This window comes from Vibrio sp. 10N.247.311.51 (genome assembly GCF_041467855.1).
GTDB lineage: Bacteria > Pseudomonadota > Gammaproteobacteria > Enterobacterales > Vibrionaceae > Vibrio > Vibrio coralliirubri.
In genome coordinates, this window is sequence record NZ_JBFSVK010000009.1 from 93,323 (window position 1) to 116,087 (window position 22,765).

Consider the following 22,765-nt stretch of genomic DNA (forward strand, 5'->3'; position numbering starts at 1 on the left):
AGAAAGCCGTTATAGAAAGCCATTATAAAATGAAGTAATGAATACAAGATAAATCAGCAACTCCATTAGCTGTTGAGCCGCACCCAAGCAGTCGCCAGTAAAGCCACCAATTCGAGCCGTTAACCACTTTTTGAAACCAGTTCTGAACAGATAGGCGACGACAGATAAAACCAAAGCGAATTCAAGACCAAACCACAGGCTAGGCAGCACTCCCACAAACAATAAGAAGGCAAGTTCACCTTTGGTTTGCTTGTTGGCCAAAGGCTTACTTTTACTGGTATCTAAATCGCTAACATAAGGCATGTCGTAAATCAGTGATGCTGCAATCGCGCGGCTAAAAGTATAACTGGTCACGATAACCATAAACAGAGCCGTCATGTTGACCAGCTCATTCAACAACACCCACTTGCCAAGCAGAGCCATAACCAGTGCAGACGCGCCATAAGTGCCAATACGACTGTCTTTCATGATGGTCAAACGACATTCTAGAGTCATGCCGCCACCAATGCCATCCGCCATATCAGTCAAACCATCTTCATGGAATGCACCAGTGAGCATCAGGCTAAAACTCATCATCAAAAAGATCGCCACGGCACTCGGTAGTACCGCGTCAAGTAGCAAGAACACACCGCCACATAGAACACCAAGTAACAAACCAACCATTGAGAAATAACGACCCGAACGGTTCATTCGCTCTGATGAATAGGGCGTGTTCTTTGGCATTGGCAAGCGAGAAAAGAAACCCATCGCCAGCGCAAACAGCTCCCACTGATAAGTAACTCGATCTTTCAACGATCTTTCTGGTGCATCACTCATTAAACTGTGACTCCAGCACTTTCGAAGCTCGCCATGTTGTTATAGAACTCGGCTGCCGCACGAATAATTGGCATAGCTAGCGCAGCACCTGTGCCCTCGCCTAATCTCAATCCAAGATCGAGCAGTGGCTCAGCGTCTAGCAGATCTAACAGAATTTTGTGCCCCGACTCTTCAGAGCGATGTGCAAAGATCATATAGTCACGGCAACTCGGTTCAATTAAAGTCGCGACATACGCCGCAACTGACACGATAAAACCATCGACCAATACCGGTGTTCTGTTTTGGTATGCGCCAAGGAAACCACCGACTATTTGAACGATTTCATAGCCACCAACTTGTGCGAGTACCTCTTTGGTATCTTTAAGCCCTTTAACTTCTTTAAGCTCTAAACCTTTGCAACGCGCAACACCTTGCTCAACCACAGCCACTTTTCGCGCAAGTTGATCATTGTTGATGCCTGTTCCTAGGCCAACACACTCATCTGCAGACCTATTCGCTAATGCACTGAAGATCGCTGATGCGCTGCTGGTATTACCGATACCCATTTCACCAAACATGATGATATTGGTGCCATTCGAAATGGTTCTAGATACAAGCTCAGTGCCCAGTTCAATCCCGTGTTCCACCGTTTCTAAACTCATTGCTGCTTCATTGGCAAAGTTATTGGTTCGCGTACCCAAACGCTGAGAGATCAACATGTCACTGTCAGATTCCACAGGCAACAATATCCCCGTGTCGACTACCGTGATATCGATATTATTCACCGCACAGAAGCAATTGATCGCCGCGCCACCGCTTAAGAAGTTCAACACCATCTGTTGTGTGACCGCACTTGGGGCAATACTCACACCTTCGTCAGCAATGCCATGGTCGCCAGCAAAAATGATGATACTTGGCTTATTTAATTCGATGTGTTCAACCGCCGCTTCTTTGCTTTGGCTCTGAATCAATGCCAGTTGATGTGCTACTTTTTCTAATAAGCCAAGCGCACCGAGTGGCTTGGTTTTTTGGTCAATTCGGTGTTGGATGTACTGCGAGTATTGGGTATCTAACATAGTTTTTAAAAACGCTTATTCTGGGTACGTTGATTTAGGGACTGCTACTTAGGGATTGTTACTTAGGGCGTGCGACAGAAAACACATTGGAAAGCGTCGCGTATTCACCGCCACCAAGTCGAGACAAAGGGTCCAATGCCAACGCATCAATCTTAAGACGTTCACTCTCTTTGTCGATCACGTCTTCGGAAATGTACACGGTTTCGACTTGAGCAAAGATGAGGCTTTGTGGCACCTCTCCAACCTCTTTTACTTCGTACAAGGTGCAGCCAAAAGCGACCGCGCACTCTTTCACTCTCGGTAAAGAAAATCCTTCAAATTCAACTAGCTCAATGTTATTCGCGGTGACTTCCGAATCACCATGCTCAAGGGTAGCTGCTGTCGCTGTCATGGTTTCTGCAGAACTTGAAGAAGCAATGTGAATCACTAGCTTACCCGTTTCTAAGGCATTACGAGTGGTATCTTTGATTTCGCTGGACGGCTTCTTCCCAACCGATAACATCAGTAGCGGCGGATTACTAGAAACAGGCGTGAAATAAGAGAAAGGCGCTAGGTTGTACTCTTGGTCAGAAGATTCCGTCAATGCCCACGCAATAGGGCGAGGGACAACGGTTTGTGTCATCAGGTGATAAATCTGAGTGGGAGCAAGAGTATCAAGCTTGAGGTTCATAGCACGTCCTTGGTCTATGTGAATTACGACTCAGTTTACGTGTTAAGCAATGCTGTATCTATGCCTAATCAACAGAAACCGTAGAGAGTGTTCTTAATTTAAACAGATCACACTGGTTTTTTCTCAAATTGACAATCAAATTGACGAACCCTAAAACACCTACAATACTGATAATAGATTTATCAATAACTTACATTTTGGCATCGTTTATGCTTTATCTAAAGTACTTGTTAATCTCTCCATTGATAAGTACCCATACAGTGAATGCCCACAACACTAACGCTACACAAAGAAAGACAATCGATTGAAAGACAAAACAGAACAACGATTTAGGAGGTGTAATGATTCCAAACTCAAGTAAAAGAAAACCAAATAAATCAAGTAAGAAAACCAGCAAAAAGGTAAGGAAAATCCCACTATCCTTCACCTAGAAAGCAGTAAAGTAAATAACAAAGCCCGTCGCCCAGCGGGCTTTGTTATTTTTAACGCCGTACTAATGCTTCAGACCGTACTTATGCGTCGAGCCAAACTAAATCATCTCTTTTTCCATTAACAGGCGACTCCCCACATACTACTGACCACTCGTTTAACAAACTTTTATTCGCTTAAAATTCAAACACTGTTTATATTAAACAAGCACTTGTGGAGTGAATAAGGGATTAAAATGAGCATTGCTGGAGACAAAACATCGGTTGTTGTGGCTGGTGCAACAGGGTTAATTGGTCATCATGTGATGAAGTTGCTCATCGATGAACCCGCCGTTGATCATATCTATGCCCTATCTCGCCGAGCGTTAGATTCACAGTTTGATTCCAACAAGCTCCACACACTCATTCACAGCGACCTGCAAGTTACCAGTTGGGATGACACGAATGCGACGCCTAATCTTGGCGTTATCTGCTTAGGTACGACTAAGAAAAAGGCAGGATCAAAAGAAGCGCTTCGCAAAATCGATGTGGAACTGGTTAGCCAAGTCGCACAGTCGATGAAGTTTCTTGGGGTTCAACGCGTAGCGGTCGTTTCTAGCTATGGCGCTTCACCAGATTCCTATTCGCACTACCTTCGCTGTAAAGGACAAATGGAACAAAATTTAAAACGTATTGGCTTCAAGCAGCTTTTCATCGCACGCCCTGGGCCTCTGGTGGGTGAGCGTGATGAACCTAGAGCTGATGAAAAACTCCTGCAAAGTGTCTTTCCTCTGCTGTCTCCATTTATGCTTGGTAAGTTCAAAAACCTACGCCCTATTCAGTCGGAAGACGTAGCCAAAGCAATGTTGTTCCGGTTATTCGAAAATAATTTCCAAAATATCGAAATTTACTCGTCAAGTGACATGCTCAATTTATTGGCAAAATATCGCTAAAAAGCTCACCTATTCATCACAATGTTGAATATCCACCCATCCTATTGAGTGGATATTACTAATCGTTCTAATAAATTACTTTTCCTTATTTTACGTTTTGTTACAGGTCGCTACTGTAGCTAACAGTATTCGCGCCCATATATCTAAGCGCCCTATCGATTTAAAGAAATTCATAAGGAAAACAAATGTCATTTTCAGCTATCGCTGCCTTAGCGGTATTCACTGGTATCCTCTTTTTTCTCTACGGACAGCAGAAAAAAGAAAACACACTTTCTCGCCTCGTTTTACTCGGTTTAGTATTTGGTAGCGCATTTGGTCTTGGTCTACAGCTGTTATTTGGTGAAGGCAACCCGGTCATCAACGAAACACTAGACTGGGTAAACATTGTTGGCCGTGGTTATGTTGGCCTACTAAAAATGGTGATCATGCCATTAGTATTGGTTTCAATGATTGCCGCAGTAGTGAAGCTTGAAAAAGGCGGTTCACTGGGCAAGATTTCTGGCATCACCATTTCTGTACTGCTAGCAACAACCGCAATTTCTGCGATTGTTGGTATTGTTGTGACTCAAGCATTCGGCTTATCTGCTGAAGGTTTAACAGAAGGTGCTCGCGAAACAGCACGTATCGCAACACTTGAAAGCCGCATCGGTAGCGTTTCAGACCTAACAATTCCGCAGATGCTGATTAGTTTTATTCCGACTAACCCATTTGCAGACCTAACGGGCGCTCGCTCTACGTCTATCATCGCAGTGGTTATCTTTGGTGTGCTAACGGGTATTGCTGCTCGTAAAGTGATGGCAGAGAAAGAAGAACTAGAATCTCCAATTCGTACGTTTGTTGAAGCGGTACAATCTATCGTTATGCGCTTAGTTAAGATGATCATGGCACTAACGCCATACGGCATCGCAGCGTTAATGGCTAAGGTAGTTGCAACATCAAGTGCTTCTGACATCCTCAGCCTACTGGGTTTCATCGTTGCATCTTACGTTGCGATTCTACTGATGTTCGTTGTACACGGTGTGTTGGTTTCTTTTGTTGGTGTAAACCCGAAAGAGTACTTCCAAAAGATCTGGCCTGTACTGACGTTCGCTTTCACGTCTCGTAGTTCTGCAGCAACGATTCCACTGAACGTTGAAGCTCAAATCACTAAGCTAAACGTGCCACCAGCGATTGCTAACCTGTCTGCCTCTTTCGGTGCGACGATTGGTCAAAACGGTTGTGCGGGTATCTACCCTGCAATGCTAGCGGTAATGGTTGCGCCTACGGTTGGCATCGACCCAATGGACATTAACTTCATTCTGTCTCTGATTGCTATTATCACAGTGAGCTCATTCGGTATTGCTGGCGTAGGTGGCGGTGCAACGTTCGCGGCACTTATCGTACTTCCTGCGATGGGCCTTCCTGTAACGATTGCAGCACTGCTTATCTCTATCGAGCCACTTATCGACATGGCACGTACGGCGCTTAACGTATCTGGTGCAATGACAGCCGGTACGATCACAAGCCGCCTATTGGGCAAGAAAGACAAGCAACAAGATCTGGAACAAGCGAACGCTTAATGAGTTCGATTGATTCAAGCACTTGAGTCTCGTTAAACCAAAAAAACCGATGCACATGCATCGGTTTTTTATTATTTGTTATTTCTAATTTTCTTTACTTCACAAGCAACAGCACTTAGAGCACAAGTTGAATCACTTTCTCAGCAAGTGCTTCATCGTCCTCTTCACTCAATCCGCTGATACCAATCGCGCCAATCACCTGCCCCTTTAACTCAATGGGAACACCGCCTTTAAAGCCAGTGATCTTAGCGTCAGTCCAGTAACTTAAGTCTTTACCGGTTTCTCTCGCCCAAGCACCTAAGTTACCACTTGGCTGTCTATCTCTTGCAGATGTATAAGCTTTGTTCTGTGCTAACAATCCGGCTTGAACACTCACATTATCCATGCGAATAAACGCCAGTAACTCACCGTGCGTATCACACACGCTCACCGCAATTGCTTGTTGATTACGCTCAGCAATGTCGAGAGCGTTAGACACCAGTTGTTGCGCGATCTTTTGATTCAACATATTCGTTCCTTATGGCAGTGCTTGACCACGTGAGTACACATATAAGTTGTACCACTCTTCACGAGACAGGTTTATCTGAGTCGCGACTGCCGAAGCTTTGATTCGCTCTAGATTTGTGGTGCCAATTACAGGTTGGATACGAGCAGGGTGACGAAGCAAAAATGCCAACACGATCGCTTCACTTTCTACGCCATATTGGTTCGCTAACTGAGCCACGTAGTGCGCTGTCTTTTTCACGTTTTCATGTTCTGAATACAAACCTTGCTCAGCAAATCGGCCTTGTGCCAAACAACCCCAAGCTTGCAGTTGGATGTTATTCATTTGGCAATGCTCTAGCGTGCCTGCGGCGAAGTCTGATTGATGGTACCCTTGTGAGTTAATCATCACCCCATCATTCAACCAATCCAACTTGGCTAAGCTCATCTCAACCTGATTCGCGACAATGGGTTGCCCGAGCGCAGATTGCAGGTACTGAATTTGCTGGCTGTTCATGTTCGACACACCAAAGAAATCGACCTTACCTTGCGCTTTTAAGTTCTCTAACGTTCTTGCTAGCTCATCAAGTTCCATCAATGGATCAGGACGATGCAATAACAGCACATCGAGCTTTTCAGTATTCAAACGGTCGAGAATACCGTCTACCGATTGGCTTACCCAATCAGCCGAAAAATCATAGCGACCAACATTGCCCCCGCCTTCAAAACGAATTCCACACTTAGATTGAATGAACATCTGCTCTCGCAGATCAGGCGCTTGTTGTAATGCTTGACCAAAGGCTTGCTCAGCTTTGCTGAAGGTATAGATATCCGCATGGTCGAATAAGTTAATGCCCGATTCTAATGCTGTGTCGATTACACTTCGTGTTTGAGCAACATCCGCACTCGTCACTGGATTATCATTCCAGCCACCACCTAACCCCATGCAGCCATAGGCAATTTGCCCAACATTCGGTAGATAATTTGATAATGGGATACGTTTTTTGTCATTCGTTTTGTTTGTAGATTCAATGCTGTTCGTCATATCGATTCTCGCTTAGAAGATTTGCTGACCAGAAATATGCCTCTATCATATTGTTCTTTTTAAAAAACAGAATATGCTAGTTACGAAATGATTGTTTGATATGACGAACAATAGATTGGTAGGAACGCGCGAATGAACGAACACAAAAGAATAGAACGACTGATCCTGTTTATAGAGCTTGCTCAGCAACTTAACTTTACCAAGGCAGCCGAAAAGCTCGGTATCTCTAAGAGCTATCTTTCTGAGCAGATCAAACGTTTAGAGAACGATTTACAGTGCCCGCTTTTGGTCAGAACCACGCGCAGTGTTCGTTTAACCCAAGAAGGCGAACGCGCCTTACAACAAGGCTTAAAGATTCGTTCGCAAGTCTTACAGCTTGAACGCAGTGTTTCTGAGCAACACGACATCGTAAAAGGCCTATTGCGCCTCACCGCGCCAAAGATGTTTACTGAGGTATATCTATTCGAAATCTGCCAACAATTTAGGCAGCAATATCCAGAAATCCGTTTTGAGATAAACAGCAGCTACACCAACTTTAATCTCAACCAAGATGATATCGATATCGCGTTTCGTGCCACCAATACGCCACCTGACAACATGGTGGCGAAACACTTAATTAGCTATCAGCATGATTTAGTCGCGACTCCCGATTATCTTGATCAATTTGGTCGCCCTACCAATGTGAGTGACTTAAGTGATCATCAATGCTTAGCAACGCTGCACCAAACCGAGTGGCCTTTAAAATCGGCTAATATTGATGTGTCCGGCTGGCTTTCAAGCAATGACAACCACTTACTTAAGCAACAAGCTATGGCTGGCAGCGGCATCATCCGTATCGCAAGTTACTACGTTGCGAAAGAGGTCGAGCTTGGAGAATTAGAGCGAGTGCTGCCTGATGAATGCCTACAACAAGGCAACAGTATTTATCTGTTCTATCCGCAAGTTATTTATCCGGCAAAAAAACACCAAGTGTTCGTTAAATTTGTTCAAGCTTACTTTGATAATTTGAGAGTTTGAAAAAATGAGAAGCCGATGAACAGACAAATTAAATAACACGAAATAAGGTTTAAATAACCCTCTTGGTTTATATACCTATATTTAGAATGGGATTATCGAACAATAATAAAGCGATTTTGCGAATGCTCTCATCGATGAATGTGTTTAATAACAAGAAATCGTGCATTTGTTCAATAATACAATGAGTTAGCTATGAACGATTAACATAACTGATATATGATGCACCGCTTCAGTATGTCACATCATTTTGGCACCAGTTCGATAACAGGATCCTCATGAGCTTTATTATATTATTACTTCTTCTGCTATTCGTAGGCTTTACACGTTTACTTCAGTGGCGAAAAACTTCTCTGTTTTTATCTCTTGTTCTTATATCGTCATTTGTGCTGATTGGTTCAGGTTTAATTCCTCGTTATTTACTGAACGATCTGCAAGCCGATTACGAAAATAAGCCTGATATCCAATGGTCTGACAATAACGCCATTGTTCTTCTGGGTGCGGGAACGCAGTTAATTAAAAGCACGCAAGAGTTTGAGCCAGCCTTTTTCTCTTTTGGCCGAATCAGTGAAACAGCCAGCCAATATAAAGATTGCGCCAAAACCCAAACCACATGCAAAGTGATCATCAGTGGTGGCGATGCACAAAATAACGGTGTTACCGAAGCAGAAGTTTATCAACAACAATTGCTGAGACTTGGCGTTCCGATGGGTGACATCATTCAAGAGCCAAATAGCGTCAACACTTGGAAGAATGCACAGCTCACTAGTGACCTAATGAAGCATCATAAATTCGACAACATTGTGTTGGTTTCATCTGGCCTACATATTCGTCGTAGCGAGCTCTACTTCAACCACTTCGGCTTGAATGTTATTCCAGTAAGAGCCGACTATATGGCTGCTCAAATTTCATGGTTGCCATTGTGGTACAACTTTGCGGTCACAGATTTTGCTTTGCATGAGCAGATAGGCTTTGCCCGTTACAACATCTACAACTTTATGGGTTGGAACAGCAAACGCGAAAAGCCAGGTGATGCTTAATCTCTACCAATTAAGTTAACTCGAACAATACAAAATGCAGCAGCAATCGAACGGTTGCTGGCTGCATTTTTTGATCTTGCTTATCACAACATCCTTCCTTATTTGGCTACTCAGTAATTTCCCCTCCTTTAAGCAATAAATCTCTCTAATCCATCTTGCTGGCCTAAATTTTCCAAGCCAACATACCAAATAGCGAGACTTCAAAACCAGAAACGTTCAACAATTAATCATCCATAGATTGGATTGTTGAAACTAATTGAAGTCATCAAGATAAGTCTTTATCAAACAACAAGTTGATCAGTACAACCTCCTGATATCTATAAGTATTTATTTTCAATTCATTTCAGTATTTTTGGCATTGTTTTATATGACAAAGTACACCCCGCTAGAGTCCCTCGGCTTTAAATAATATCAATAAAATCTAATAACTCGATTCTAATAAAAATAGCCAAATAATGGCATTTAGGAACTTATTCATGCTTAACGTCAGTAAAACCGTTCTATTTAGCTCTGCCCTCTGTTTCATCTCTTTTGCCACTCATGCCAAGATATATTCAGACCAAATCGTATTGGATAACCTCGGTGAAGATATTTGCCGTTCCGATTATCGTCCGCTCAGTAATACAGAAGCGCAAGAACACAAAACCGCCCTACTGTCTCGCATGAATGTGTGGGACATTGCTGGCCTTAAAAATGACTGGGTGATCATGGGGTCTGGCTACCACGGGCTCATCAAACAAGGACAACCCAGCGACAATACTTGGTGCTACCCAAATACCCCAGACGCAGGCCTGCCTTACTACGAAGCGCAAGCCATCGAAACGAACAATAACCTTGATGTTCAACGCGCCTTAGTCAGCGACAACACAAACTTTATCAGACCACTGAGTTACTTAGCCCATAACCTGGGTTACGCTTGGGTTGGAGGCGATAACGCGCGTTATGTCGGCCAAGATATGGCAATAAAACCGCTAAACAATGGTTGGGAGATTAAAGGCAATAACGATGGAAGCTGTGCCGGTGATCGCTGTAATGAGAAGACAAGCATCACTGTTGATAACTTCGCTTATACACTCGATAACACATCGTTTTTACACGGTTCCATAACAGAGACCGACCAAGAGCTGATTGAAACCGTCTCGGCTTATGCAATCAATGATGGCGATCAGCCTAAACAAGTCGTCGTTGACCTTCATTTTGAGCAATCCACACAATGGAGTAAAACACAGCGCTTCGAACTTGCTGATTCAGTCGCCATTGATGAGACCTTTCACTGGCCACAAGTTGGAAAAACAGAGGTAAGAGTCGCGCTAGAAGATGGCCAACGTTTCTCCGATACCAACAGTGGTGCTCGTTTTGAACCAACAAAACTGCAAGCCATCATTACTGTGCCTGCTCATTCAGTACTTCCTTTTCAAGTCGAGTTTTTACGCTCTACCATCACTTACCCATACCGTATCAAAACCAACATGAGTTACGACGTGAACTTCACAGGTTTCCTTCGTTATAGCGGCAATGCGCTAAGCTCACACCCAACAAACCGCCCGACGGCCTCTCACACCTTTACCATGGGAACCACCAGCGAAGATCAAGCCAATATCCGCTACCAATGGGATCACCGTTATATTCCTGGAGAGATGAAATGGTGGGATTGGAGCTGGGCAATCAACACCAATGGCTTGAGTAGCATGCAGTACGCCGCAGGTGCCAGTGTGCGTCCTTTCTACACCTATGTTTCAGGCCAGTTTAGTGCGGAGTCACAATACTCTGGAATGATAGACATTGGTACCGAGCACTCTATTGATTCATTTAACGCCATGACACCTTCAGGCGATTACACAACCTACTACGCGGGTGACATCAAGGTTCTGACTGACTTCGACCCTGCGGCTCTAGCGCAACTGGGTTATAACAGCGCTCAGCTAACGCTTACCCCAATACAGCAATAACGTCATAGAAAGTGTCAGCTGTTATTCCAAGCCCATTGCGTCTGCTCTGGGCTTGATTCGTCTTACATTCTCTCAGTCATACATCTGCATTAGCCGCTAAGTATTCACTTTCTGAATCGTTTTTCATTGACTTAAAAATGAAATCATAACGACACACTAATTTGCGTAACTTAGGATGCAAATAGGCAATCAGATTACAGTGCCTATCAGGAGGATGTATGAAACCAAATCGATCTACGGTACTCACTGGACATGTAAAACACTGCCCATGTTGTTCTACCGAACTGGTCATCAAAGACCATATTCACGTTTGCCCGCGCAATGAAATTGGCGACTGTTACTTCGATGGCTATGACCAACACGAACAGCGCGCCAATACCGATTTTATCGATCATGCAAGTGCCAATGATAGCCTTGTTTACGGCATGTCAGAACATTAGCTAGCGAACGAACGTCAATCAGTCTCAATTCCTGTTCAAATGCAAACAAGCCCTGATGCTCTTTCTAGTTAAAAGCGCATCAGGGCTTTTCATTTATTACGCCCTTTTTATTCTTCAATAATCCCTCTTCCTCCTATCAGAATGCCCATCCCCTCTTGGCGCAAAGTGACCTATCTGTATTTTCAGCGGTTGATATTATTCACAGCACGAATTACGGAGAGCAAATCAATAGGATTTGACAAAGCTTCGTTACTTACTATTCGTTTAGATTGATAGCGAATAGCTGAGACATTGCGAACGACCCTACGACAACGCTGGAGAATCCATCAGATGCTATTTCGATTTAGTTCACTCTTTACGACTCTGTTACCAGGTTTACTGCTTAGCTTTAGTGCTATGTCGTCAACCATGGTGATGTGGGAAGACCTGATTCCGCCGCCAACAAAAGAAGTCGCGGTACCCGCGTTGAATCAAGATCAAGTCTCTAACTTATTTGCCGTTTTGAACTATCAGAAAACGAGCCTCAAGCGCGAGATGAACTCTGAAGAGACAGAGCAATACGAAGCAAGCAAGCTCGCATTAAATGAATCTGGTTATGACGCTGATGAACTGCTGGCACTGAGAGAAGAAGCACTGGAGGTAGAACACATTCGCTTAACAACGGTCAACACTGACCTCGAACTGAACGATGTGACTATTCCGGGTTTCGTTGTCCCGCTTGAAATGGACGGCATGTTAACGACGAAGTTTCTTTTGGTACCCATCGCAGGCGCGTGTATCCATACCCCGCCGCCACCGGCAAATCAGACCATTATTGTCGATATTGATGAAGGATTCCCACTTCAGGATCTTTACAGAGTCGTTATGGTGTCGGGAGATATCGCAACCTTTGAACAAGATCTACCTATCTCATTCATTGATGGAACCGAAGTGATCAGCACGGGTTACTCAATGGCGGCGCATAAAGTCAATTACCCTTAGTAATTCGCCAACTTTCAATAACGTATTTATTTTCAATAGGAAAGCAGTCATGAAATCATCCATTCGCTCTGTTGCGTTACCCATCGTTTTAATTGCGTCAGCAGCTAATGTTTACGCAGAAAGCTACGATGTCGTCATTCAAGGTGGTCATGTTATCGACCCAGAGACAGGTTTGAGTGATGTACGAAATATTGGTATCAACAAAGGCACCATTGAAGCGATCACTAAAGATTCAATCACGGGTAAAACCATCATTGATGCGAACGATCACATTGTCTCTCCAGGTTTCATCGACCTCCATCACCATGGTCAAAACATTGCTGGCTATCGTATGCAGGCACAACAAGGTGTGACCACCGCCCTTGAATTAGAATCAGGTATTTTGCCTATCGGTGACTGGTACAAAGGACAGGCAGAAAAGAACCTACCGATTAACTATGGCGCATCAGCAGCGTGGACATTTGCTCGTATCGCAACGTTCACCGACAGTGAGCCACAAGCTAATTTGCAGTACTTTCAAAGCATGCAAGGGCTCGACAACTGGAAGCAGAAAATCGCGACACCAGAGCAGCGAGAAAAGATCATGGCATACGTTGAGCAAGGCTTAGACGAAGGTGCAATCGGGATTGGTATCAATGCGGGTTATGCGCCGGGCTATGGCCAGAAGGAATATTATGCCCTTTCTAAACTTGCAGCAGAGCGCGACGTTGCGACTTACACGCACGTTCGTTATGCCAGCATGATGGAACCAGGAAGCAGCTTTGAAGCTATTCAAGAGCTGATTGCGAACTCTGCACTGACTGGCGCAAAGATGCACATCAACCACATCAACAGTACTTCACTGCGCGATATTGACGCGACATTAGAACTGTTCGATGAAGCAACCGAGAACGGTTTCCATGTTACAGCCGGCGCTTACCCATGGGGGGCAGCAAGTACGGTGGTTGGCGCGGCGATGTTTAGCGGGCCAGAATGGAAAGAACGTTTAGGCTATCAAGAAGAAAGTATCCAAATGGGTACCGAACGCCTAAATAACGAAGAGCTTCTCAAAGCACAGAAAGAACAACCGGGCTCAATCATTAACTGGCACTTCTTAGATGAAGCGGTCCCTAGTGAGTTGTCTGCACTGGATAAGTCAATCATCCATCCCAATGTGTTGATTGAATCAGACTCCATGCCTTGGATGTTGATCGAAGATGGCAAGGTAAGCTATTACGAAGGTGATGAGTGGCCAATTCCAAGCGAGGCATTTGCACACCCTAGATCGAGTGGTACGTTCACTAAGATCTTAGGTACGTACGTAAGAGAGCGTGGTTTGCTTTCTATGGAAGAAGCGATTCGCAAAATGAGTTACATGCCTGCTACTGTGCTTGATGGCTTCGTTCCTCAAATGGAGAAAAAAGGCCGTATCCAAGTGGGTATGGATGCAGACATCGTTATCTTTGACCCGAAAACGGTCGCGAACAAAGCGACATACCAAGTACCGGCCGCGATTTCGACAGGCATTGATACCGTGTTAGTTAACGGTCAGTTTGTGGTTCAAGATGGTGAGCTTGTAACCACTGCAGCACCAGGACAAGCTATACGTCGTGACACTCAGAAGTAAGGTCATTCGAGCGTTAGAGATTAGATAAAAACTCAAAGTTAGATTAAGTCAAAAGTAGATCAAATCAAAATAAAGCCAGCCCCCTCCAACTTACATCTAGTAACTGCAAGGGCTGGCTTTTTGTTTATCCGTTAAAACATACCTTAATTAGCCGCTTTGTTTTTGATATTGCGCCGGCGTTTTGCCCAACCACCCTTTGAATGCTCGGTTAAAGTTAGATAAGTCGCTATAGCCACATCGCCATGCTGTCTCAAAAGGTGATGTGTTGGCTTCAAGCAACCGCTTCGCCACCTGACAACGAGCCTCATCTCGCAAGCCACGAAATGTGCAACCATGCTCGGTGAACTGCCTTTGTAGAGAACGCGACGAAGTTCCAATCAATGAGGCAAGCCATTGAATATTAAACCACGGTAGAACCGCGTAGGTTTGTACCAATGCATTAATTACCGTCAACCAATCACTGTCTATTGGCTTATCTACTGGGACAAAATCCGCTGACAACGGTACTTCAATGGCACCAAATGCATGATCGAAATGGAACGCGTCTAGATTGGCAGCATTGGTAACGTCTCTCGCCAAATGGTCAGGAAAACTCATAAACACCGAGTTAGGTTCCCAATGATTGCCCAAGAACATGCGACACAACGAAATAAAAGCAAAGGTTCGAAACCATTCTGCTTGGTCATAACCGGGTAACGAAGGGTGATATGAGCCTCGGTGACACAAGTACCACTTGCCATCGATTTTATCGACCCAAACCACCATGTAGTTGTTTAACGTCGGCATCATGTCAAGCAGATGATGAAGTGCATGTTCTAAGTTTTCACATCCTGAAAACTCAGAGACTAACTCAGGCGAGATTTGGTCAAGCGTGATTAACCGCCCCACATCAAACCCAACATTCTTGTTGGTTTGTTTGACCATTGCACCGAGAAAAGCCATCGCTTGATGAGAAGACAACCAATACTCTCGGTCTTCAATATCTTCAGGGAAGTCGTATTCAGCCGCAATTTTTCGCCACTCAATCCCCTTTTGTTCAAAGTAAGTTAAAAAGGGAGCAAGGTTGTTTGAATTACTGATATTAATAGGATTCTGCATTAAGCGATTAAACCTTAGAGACTATCTATTAACGACTATAGCGTTAATTGTTTTTCGATGTGAACTGTTACCGAAACATTAAGGAGTACGCTGCGAAAAAGTACGCTTCGAAAAAACACGGCAAGTGATAAGAACAAAGTAAACGTGCTGGCGTAGAGCTTTGATTGAATGGTTGTAGTTGTGGGATGGAAGAAGCGTACAAGGGGTGATATTAAAACAGTTTGCGGAAAGTGAAAGAGTAAGGCGAGACGCTGAAATTGAATGAAGCCTCCGTGCTTCGGGATCTTTAATCGTTGAATAGGTGTAGGTTCTAGAAGTAAACCTTATAGAAAACCCATGCTACCGTGTCATCAATATCGATTTTTTTCGATGCAGATTTCATGCTGCCATTGGTGTTTTCAATCTTAAATTGCCCCCAACGAGTACCATCGCTCGACAAAGGCGTGCCCGCCGTTATTGAGCTTTTCAGTAATGAGGTTTCAATGTCACCATCCATGTAGGTGTATTCAGGTGAAAGCATGAAGTACGTGCCATCAGCACCCGGCTTCCATGAGATATACGCCGCAGCCATACCACCGAGTATGTCGGTCTTTTTTTCACCCATCGAAGATGCAAAATCACTGTCATAATCACCCGCTAGTACGCCCACTCGACCGAACAGAGTTAGGTTTTCTACGTCCGGTTTGATCATCACGACTCCGCCCAACGCTGCAGTCGTGAACTGAGTATTGTCGATGATATCAATCGAGCCCGCCGCTGACGGCATAACAGGGTTAGCGAAATTCATAACATGGAAATATTGCAGTCGGCTGTCTTTGTATTTTCCGTCTTGGTCCATGGTGCCTTCGATGGTACCCATCGCCATTTGACCGTTTTGTAAACCATAGCCAATAGAGCCCGACAGTTTCACGTCGCCTTGGTTACTAAAGCCTAGGTAAGCGGATGTATTCACGGCGGTCAGGTTGGAAGGATCAATCACTTCTTCATTAGAATCTTGTGCGTGAGCTAAAGTGATGCCAGCGCAAAACAGAGTGGTTGCGAAAGCAATTTTGGTGCGTTTTTTCATGTGTGTTCTCCCGTATTAAGGGGACGAACTATAGAGGTTTGCCTAAGTTTATTAAGGTCATTTTGCGCCAAAAAAAATGCAGCGCCAATCGAGTGATTGTTCGCTGCATTCTTAGATCCTGTAAACTTAGCTAGCCATTAGAATGGAGCTAGGTAAAACGGATTACCACATTAGATCATCTGGGATCACAAAGTCTTTGTACGGGTCATCTTCGTCTACTTCGTCTGTGCTACCTGCCTGCGTATCAACGATAGATTCTTCGTCGCGCATAGCAATCTTGTTCGCTACTGCTGTTGGAATAACAACATAGCTCTCGCCTTGACGAGCAATACTTAGAATGCCTTTACTTAGTTGCTTTTGAGTCAGCTCTTCTACGTAAAGATATTTAACTAGCGTACCGTCGGTGAAGTTGTATTTGATCTCACCGTTCTTCTGTTCGATCTTGTTCATCTCAATCAGTTGCTTCACTTGAGCTTTAATTTCTTTGCTCAACTGTTGTTCTTTCAACTGTTGGTTTAGCTCTTTGTCTTTCGCTTGCTGCGCCAGTTTAGTTTCTTCAGCTGCCGCTTTTGCTTCACGAGACTGAACGCGAGACTTTTTAGAGCCTTTCTTCGCCTTCTTTAATTTTTTCTCATTTACCAAGCCAGCTTTAAGCATCTGCTCTTGGAGTGTTAACTTTGCCATGACTTTCCCAGTTCAGGATTAAAAACGGCACTATCATACCTGTTTTTAAGGTTTCTGTTTACTGAACAAGAGTAAATTGCAGAACAATCGCAAAATTTATGCTGATAGCTCTAAGCTGTCGCCATATTCCCTTCTTGTTGCTCACAACCTCCACTTTACCGCGACACACAGTTTTCACTTAAGCACGCCAACATTGGGTGTTCTACCGACTCGAAACCATTATCTGACTCTATTATTCGCGCGCGTACCATTTATTATTCCAACAAGACAATATGTTAATTTTCAATGGTTAATCAATTTTATAAAACCTTGGCATATATCTCATATTTGAATAAATGCCATAGAGTTATAACTCCAATGTCATAAGTCTTGACTACGTTATTCTAGACATCAATCAATAAGGATAACGTAAACGATGAAAACTCAATGGACTTGGTTAGCTGCACTTGTGGCATCCACATCAATCGCTTCGACCTCTGCGATCGCAGACACCGACGTTTATCTCACCAATAACACCAATCAAGTGATGACCATTCAAGCCAACCACACCGGTACCGACCTACTTCAACTCGGTGATGAGTGGCAACAGCATGTTGAACAGATTGGCCCTTGGGAAACGAAGAAGCTGATCAGTTTCAACCGCTGGACTGGTGTGAAATCTGGGGAGACCTATGAGTTTGACACTGTGGTATCAAACGCTGTGGGTGAGAGTGTCACGCTCAACCAAACCATGGAGGGACATTGGTATAACTCGACACTGCAACATGGTTTGAGTGCCGCAGACGTCAACCTAACGTTGCATGACGATCGTAATATTCATCGCAACACCACCGATGCATTCGGGGTCAATGCAGAGCTAGCACTTAAAGCCGATTCTACGGCGCGCTATGATGATATTTATTACACCATCACCCCGCCAAAAGTGGATGAGCAACCAGAGCCGGATGCCAATACACTGAAAGTCATGACTTACAACATCTGGGCGCTGCCTGCTATCGCGTCGCATATTGGTGACCGCTACGATCTGATTCCTCAATACGTAAAGGGCTACGATGTGTTGGCGCTTCAAGAGGTGTTTGCCAACGGCAGAGATGAGTTCTTGCGTGAACTTGCGAAGGAGTATCCGTATCAAACCAAAATGCTCGATAAAAATGGGATCAACATCTATGACGGCGGTGTAATCATTGTCAGCCGCTACCCTATCGTTAACGAAGCTCAGTATGTTTTCCCTGATTGCACGGGCACAGATTGCTTTGCTGATAAAGGTGTTAACTACGCGGAAGTTATCAAGAATGGTCAGGCTTACCATGTATTCGGCACCCACACGGCATCGTTTGATACGGACACCGCTCGTGATTACCGACAACGTCAATTCAAGCAGATGCGTGCACTGGCGCAGTCTTTGAATATCCCAGCATCAGAAACTGTAGTTTATAGCGGTGACTTCAACGTGAACAAGCTCAAGTTCCCAGGCGACTACCAACAGATGTTCGCTAACCTGCAGGCTGATGAACCACAATATTCAGGTTACACCGCGTCTACCTTTGATCCACGCATCAACAACTTTGCGGGCGAACCTATGTCGGGTGGTGAAAACGTTGAGTATCTCGATTATGTGGTAGTGAGCTCAGAGTATGCCGCTAAAGCGCATAACGACAATCGCGTGGATGTTCCAAGATCAACAAGCAGTGAGTTATGGAAGCACTACAACCTTTCAGACCACTTCCCTGTTAGCGCCGTGATTAAGTAACTCGGTGAATCAATAATGCATCGAGTTATATTAATCCTAATGCTCGTCTTAACGGCGAGCATTGTTGGCTATTCGTGGTCATCAAAATCCACTGAAACACCGCTATCTTCTGCTCAACACACAGGACCTAAGCCGCGTGTTTCTGCGACAACTGCTGACGATAATTTCACACCAACTGCAACCGCCAGTTCGGGAAATTCAGCATCACAGAACAAACAAGCCGAAGCTGTATCATCGGGCGGGGAAACGTATGCTGAAAACTTGACTGAGCTTGAAGGCAAGGTTTTGTTCGATGAACTCGATGAGTTCTGGAAGCTTTGCCAACAGCGTGAGGACTGCGCAGAGCAACTAGCACTACTGAAATCAGAATTGCCGAGTATATGGTTTGAATTACTGAGCGACTATCCGAAGCTATCAGCCGACTGGCAATTAACCCAAAGCACTATCCCACTAGAATCCATAGAGGCACTTGAAGAGCGTGTTGCCCTATTCAAACAATCTGCACAGCAAGTATGGGGAGAGTTGACCCACCAGCTATTCGCTGACCAGTTTGCTCATCTGGATTTTACGCTTGACGCCAACACCCTTGAAGAGAACGATTCAAACCAGTTTTTGGCCAACTATCAAGATTTGCTTAGTGAATGGCAAAACAATACGGGCACGTTAAACGCCGGAACGCAGCTTCAAAAATATGAACTGGCAGTCTCTTTGATACCCAGCAGCTATAGCCCTGCTGAAGTAGCATCAGTCAAAGCCGACCTCCAAGATGCCTACTTAGATGAAGCGCAGGCCAGCAACATTGCCGCGCGAGAACAACAAGTCGCACAACAGCAACAAACCGTGATGAGTTATCACGAGCAACTGGATCAGCTCAAAGCGACCTTAGGCTCTCAGCGCTCCTCAAGTTATGCCACTTGGACTCAACAAGATTGGGACAGTTATTATCAGCAGCAAGTCACCAATTTCAGGGAGCAGTTTTTTAGCAAGTAACGCCTTAACTTAAGCCATCCCGAAACTGCGCGGGCGTTTTATTGAGCCAACCTTTAAACGCCCTTCTGAAGTTTGCAGGGTCGCTATAACCGAGCCTTTCACCGATATCGTCAATACTCATGGTTGTGCCGAGCAACAATTCTTTGGCTAATTCCACTCTAACTTCGGTAAGCAAGACTTGATAACTGGATTCATGAGTAACCAGTTCTCGCCTGAGTGTACGAGAGCTACAACCAAACTCATCCGCGAGTTGTTCTATAGTCGGAAAGCTGCCTGCAGTTTGATAAAAGATCGTTTTGATCTGGTTAGTCAGTAGATGCTCAGAGTCCAACGTTTCGACTATCGACTGGCAAGACGCAAGATAGCGCTTCAGTGTCGCTGCATCATGAGTCAATAAGGTTTGCGACAAAACCGATACATCAAAACGCAGTTCACAATGGCTCTGCTCAAAAACTACAGGGCACTGGAAACGGTCGTCATAGAGCTTGGCGTAATTGGGACGAGCATAAGGCAAACCCAAAGTGTGAATATCCAATTCATGACCATTCAGCTCTTTGAACAAAGAGACGATTGAACTTAAGAAATACTCACTGCAGAAAGGGAGCAGATTGCCCACTTCCAAGGTGTTCTCAATCTGAATCACTGCTTGCTCGGAATCTAGAAACAATTTAACCGAGAAGATAGGCCCATTCAGGCGCAAATACTTGAAGCCCGACTTGATGGCCTCCCCGACATTTTGACTGGTCGATAGCGCATAACCCAACACACCAAAGTGGCTCAAGCTAGCGTGCTCTCCTAACCAAAGCCCCAAGCCATCGTGAGGAAAACTCTGATTAGCCGCGCTAAACAACGAAAGCTTGTCAGCGTAAGTCAGCTTTCCATTCGGGTCTCGCCAATCCATGTTCGGTAAACCCACATCATTGAGTAGCCTTTCAATATCGAGACCTCGTTGCTCTAGCGTATTCAACAGCAGAGCGATATCTAATGTACCCAACTGATGCCGATGCCCGGTCGGCTTATACTCCGCGATAATCTCCAATCGTCTCTCCTTATATCGAGCCCATTCCCATCAACATGACTACTCAGCTTCAACAACACTACTCACAAAATCGTGATTGGTAACGCGCTCTTGTCCGAATATGACCTCCCAATTCTACGCGTCTCATCGCACAATGGCTTTAGTTGTTAAAATAATGTGAACGTTCGCAATGATAAAAACAAACCCAGCCCCACACAGTTTGATTGATTCTAATGGTCAGCCGACCATTGGACATTTCGATGGCATCCCTAAACACCTGAACATCGAGAACTTTGACTACCGAAACTCGATGGATTCAAAAGCAAACTCTTGGCAGAAGCACTTCCACTACAAACAATTCCAGTTTGTCAGTATCGTCACCGACACACATATTATTGGTGTCGCTATCGCGGATATTCGCTACTTGGGCTCGGCATTTTGTTATCTGTACAACATAGAAAACAACCATCTGCAAGAGTCATCTTGGTTGAGGCCATTAGGGTTTGATAAGCATGTAACGCCTTCACCATTTGAAGGAAATACAAGCATTGCAGATCAAAGTATCACCTTTGATATTGAAGACGGACAATGGCGAGTTCACTTGAATACCAAACTCATAAAGGCCGATATCGCTTTAGAGCCTGAAACCGACAGCTTGCCCATGGCGATGTGCAGCCCAACGGGTTATTCAGGTTGGACTTACACCCAAAAGCACAATGCTTTGCGCATCAGCGGCGACATTCAAATCAAAGGAGAATCACTCGATCTCACTCAAGCTCGTGCCGGTTATGACTTTTCTGCGGGTTACATGAGGCGCGAGACCAGTTGGCGCTGGGCAAGCATTAACACGCAATCCAATGGTACTGATATTGGCTTGAACCTCGCAGCAGGCGTCAATGAAACGGGAGGCTGCGAGAACGTATTATGGATCAATGGAACTCGGCACTTACTTAACCCGGTACAGTTTGCGTTTAATCGCCAAGATACGAATTTACCTTGGCAGATAACATCACAAGATGGACGTATAAACCTGACCTTTACGCCCTTAAATAATCGCAGCGAAAAGCTCAATTTATGGCTGTTAAAAAGTAACTTCCGTCAGTTCGTTGGTCACTTTTCTGGCTCGGTTGAAGACAACAATGGAGTGACACATCAACTCGATGGTGTTCTTGGCCTAACAGAAGATCACTTTGCTTGCTGGTAACGTAATTCTGCTGGTTGAATCTCAGGCGAGCAAGTCTAAGTAAACTTGATACTAAGAACGCGTATGGCGTCTCAACAAGGATAAAACATGAATATCGACGCATTAATCAATCACCCAGAATGGCTACTGTTGGTATTAGCGCCCTTGTTCATGGTGTGCATGTTGGCTGAGTATTTTATCGGTCAGAAGCAAGGTCGATTGCCAGATAACTCGAGCTATAAACTTTCAGAAGTAATATGTAACTTCACGCTGGCAGGAATGCATCAACTCTCCGATTTGCTCACTGGGTTATTGGTCGTACAGCTGTATCTTTGGATGTTTGGTTGGCGCTTAATGGACATTGAAATGGGCGTGCTGAGCTTTGTTGTATTGATGGTGTTGCAAGACTTTTGCTATTACTGGTTCCATAGAGCAAGCCATCGTGTTCGCTGGATGTGGGCAGCACACGTGGCACACCATAGTTCAGAAAGCATGAACTTCAGTACGGCTTTCCGTCAAAGCTTAATGTATCCACTTGCTGGGATGTGGCTTTTCTGGGTACCGTTGGTCATCATAGGTTTTGACCCTAAGTGGGTCATCTTTGTGGTGCTTCTCAATCTAGGTTTGCAGTTCTTTGTCCATACACAATGGATACGAAGCTTGGGGCCACTTGAATACATCTTTAATACCCCTTCGCATCATCGAGTACATCACGGCAAAAACCCGCAATACATCGATAAGAACTACGCAGGTGTTTTGATCATTTGGGATAAGTTGTTTGGTACGTTCGAACCTGAAATTGAAACCGTGCGTTACGGCGTCACCAAACCCGTAAACAGTTTTAACCCGATAGTGGTCACCTTTCAAGAATGGAAGGCCATATTCAAAGATTTGAGGAACCGAGAGTTAACCATGAAGCAGAAAATCCAGTTGATACTCTCACCTCCCTCGGATTAAT

The 22,765-nt window shown here is 44.6% G+C and carries 21 protein-coding genes; 12 read left to right on the plus strand and 9 right to left on the minus strand.

Annotated features, from left to right (window positions below; all coding sequences use genetic code 11):
• Positions 1-9: 9 nt before the first annotated feature.
• The 3 genes from AB6E85_RS10650 to AB6E85_RS10660 are packed head-to-tail and all read right to left on the minus strand — an operon-like array spanning position 10 to position 2,541.
• Positions 10-816: an adenosylcobinamide-GDP ribazoletransferase gene (locus tag AB6E85_RS10650; RefSeq protein WP_372142593.1), complete on the minus strand. Its 807-nt coding sequence runs from the start codon at positions 814-816 to the stop codon at positions 10-12.
• Positions 816-1,871, minus strand: coding sequence for a nicotinate-nucleotide--dimethylbenzimidazole phosphoribosyltransferase (cobT, locus tag AB6E85_RS10655; RefSeq protein ID WP_372142595.1), 1,056 nt, complete (start codon positions 1,869-1,871; stop codon positions 816-818). Before cobT ends, AB6E85_RS10650 begins: the two co-directional genes overlap by 1 nt.
• Positions 1,872-1,929: 58 nt before the next feature.
• On the minus strand, positions 1,930-2,541 hold the full coding sequence (locus AB6E85_RS10660) for a flavin reductase family protein (protein WP_050634476.1): 612 nt from the start codon (positions 2,539-2,541) through the stop codon (positions 1,930-1,932).
• Positions 2,542-3,205: 664 nt separating this feature from the next.
• Between AB6E85_RS10660 and AB6E85_RS10665 the strand changes: the two genes are divergently transcribed.
• Both AB6E85_RS10665 and AB6E85_RS10670 read left to right on the plus strand, forming a co-directional pair.
• Positions 3,206-3,901 carry an NAD-dependent epimerase/dehydratase family protein gene (locus tag AB6E85_RS10665; protein ID WP_050634477.1) on the plus strand — a complete coding sequence of 232 codons (696 nt, stop codon included), beginning with the start codon at positions 3,206-3,208 and terminating at the stop codon, positions 3,899-3,901.
• A gap of 185 nt (positions 3,902-4,086) precedes the next feature.
• On the plus strand, positions 4,087-5,460 hold the full coding sequence (locus tag AB6E85_RS10670; protein WP_372142596.1) for an L-cystine transporter: 1,374 nt from the start codon (positions 4,087-4,089) through the stop codon (positions 5,458-5,460).
• 115 nt (positions 5,461-5,575) lie between these two features.
• Here AB6E85_RS10670 and AB6E85_RS10675 read toward each other — a convergent pair whose 3' ends face one another.
• Positions 5,576-5,968: a heme-binding protein gene (locus AB6E85_RS10675; protein ID WP_372142597.1), complete on the minus strand. Its 393-nt coding sequence runs from the start codon at positions 5,966-5,968 to the stop codon at positions 5,576-5,578.
• Positions 5,969-5,977: 9 nt separating this feature from the next.
• On the minus strand, positions 5,978-6,988 hold the full coding sequence (locus tag AB6E85_RS10680) for an aldo/keto reductase family oxidoreductase (RefSeq protein WP_372142598.1): 1,011 nt from the start codon (positions 6,986-6,988) through the stop codon (positions 5,978-5,980).
• Between the two features lie 132 nt (positions 6,989-7,120).
• Between AB6E85_RS10680 and AB6E85_RS10685 the strand changes: the two genes are divergently transcribed.
• From AB6E85_RS10685 to AB6E85_RS10710, 6 genes are all read left to right on the plus strand, one after another.
• Complete coding sequence (locus AB6E85_RS10685) at positions 7,121-8,005, plus strand: LysR family transcriptional regulator (RefSeq protein ID WP_372142599.1); 885 nt, start codon at positions 7,121-7,123, stop codon at positions 8,003-8,005.
• Between the two features lie 275 nt (positions 8,006-8,280).
• Positions 8,281-9,042 (plus strand): YdcF family protein, encoded by a 762-nt coding sequence (locus AB6E85_RS10690; protein WP_050621486.1) that lies wholly within the window; start codon positions 8,281-8,283, stop codon positions 9,040-9,042.
• Between the two features lie 476 nt (positions 9,043-9,518).
• Positions 9,519-10,991: an aerolysin family beta-barrel pore-forming toxin gene (locus AB6E85_RS10695; protein ID WP_372142600.1), complete on the plus strand. Its 1,473-nt coding sequence runs from the start codon at positions 9,519-9,521 to the stop codon at positions 10,989-10,991.
• 218 nt (positions 10,992-11,209) lie between these two features.
• Positions 11,210-11,431 carry a hypothetical protein gene (locus AB6E85_RS10700; RefSeq protein WP_017059142.1) on the plus strand — a complete coding sequence of 74 codons (222 nt, stop codon included), beginning with the start codon at positions 11,210-11,212 and terminating at the stop codon, positions 11,429-11,431.
• 330 nt (positions 11,432-11,761) lie between these two features.
• The gene (locus tag AB6E85_RS10705) at positions 11,762-12,412 is read left to right on the plus strand and encodes a DUF3299 domain-containing protein (RefSeq protein ID WP_372142602.1); all 651 of its coding nucleotides are present in this window, start codon (positions 11,762-11,764) and stop codon (positions 12,410-12,412) included.
• A 49-nt stretch (positions 12,413-12,461) separates the two neighbouring features.
• The gene (locus AB6E85_RS10710; protein ID WP_372142603.1) at positions 12,462-14,018 is read left to right on the plus strand and encodes an amidohydrolase family protein; all 1,557 of its coding nucleotides are present in this window, start codon (positions 12,462-12,464) and stop codon (positions 14,016-14,018) included.
• Positions 14,019-14,165: 147 nt separating this feature from the next.
• On the opposite strand, the gene AB6E85_RS10715 is transcribed toward AB6E85_RS10710, so the two are convergent.
• The 3 genes from AB6E85_RS10715 to AB6E85_RS10725 form a co-directional block, all read right to left on the minus strand.
• Positions 14,166-15,116, minus strand: coding sequence for a helix-turn-helix domain-containing protein (locus tag AB6E85_RS10715; RefSeq protein ID WP_372142604.1), 951 nt, complete (start codon positions 15,114-15,116; stop codon positions 14,166-14,168).
• Positions 15,117-15,426: 310 nt separating this feature from the next.
• Positions 15,427-16,182: a hypothetical protein gene (locus AB6E85_RS10720; RefSeq protein WP_017091883.1), complete on the minus strand. Its 756-nt coding sequence runs from the start codon at positions 16,180-16,182 to the stop codon at positions 15,427-15,429.
• A 162-nt stretch (positions 16,183-16,344) separates the two neighbouring features.
• On the minus strand, positions 16,345-16,866 hold the full coding sequence (locus AB6E85_RS10725; RefSeq protein WP_010441213.1) for a DUF2058 domain-containing protein: 522 nt from the start codon (positions 16,864-16,866) through the stop codon (positions 16,345-16,347).
• 415 nt (positions 16,867-17,281) lie between these two features.
• On the opposite strand from AB6E85_RS10725, the gene AB6E85_RS10730 reads away from it, so the two are divergent.
• Together AB6E85_RS10730 and AB6E85_RS10735 are read left to right on the plus strand one after the other, a co-directional pair.
• Complete coding sequence (locus AB6E85_RS10730) at positions 17,282-18,616, plus strand: sphingomyelin phosphodiesterase (RefSeq protein ID WP_372142605.1); 1,335 nt, start codon at positions 17,282-17,284, stop codon at positions 18,614-18,616.
• Between the two features lie 39 nt (positions 18,617-18,655).
• On the plus strand, positions 18,656-19,606 hold the full coding sequence (locus tag AB6E85_RS10735) for a chromosome partitioning protein ParA (RefSeq protein WP_372142687.1): 951 nt from the start codon (positions 18,656-18,658) through the stop codon (positions 19,604-19,606).
• 4 nt (positions 19,607-19,610) lie between these two features.
• On the opposite strand, the gene AB6E85_RS10740 is transcribed toward AB6E85_RS10735, so the two are convergent.
• A complete protein-coding gene (locus AB6E85_RS10740; protein ID WP_372142607.1) occupies positions 19,611-20,645 on the minus strand; it encodes an AraC family transcriptional regulator in 1,035 nt (344 codons plus the stop codon).
• 169 nt (positions 20,646-20,814) lie between these two features.
• On the opposite strand from AB6E85_RS10740, the gene AB6E85_RS10745 reads away from it, so the two are divergent.
• Together AB6E85_RS10745 and AB6E85_RS10750 are read left to right on the plus strand one after the other, a co-directional pair.
• Entirely contained in the window at positions 20,815-21,828 is a 1,014-nt protein-coding gene (locus tag AB6E85_RS10745; RefSeq protein ID WP_372142608.1) for a DUF2804 domain-containing protein, read from the plus strand.
• 87 nt (positions 21,829-21,915) lie between these two features.
• The gene (locus AB6E85_RS10750; protein ID WP_372142610.1) at positions 21,916-22,764 is read left to right on the plus strand and encodes a sterol desaturase family protein; all 849 of its coding nucleotides are present in this window, start codon (positions 21,916-21,918) and stop codon (positions 22,762-22,764) included.
• Position 22,765 lies beyond the last annotated feature (1 nt).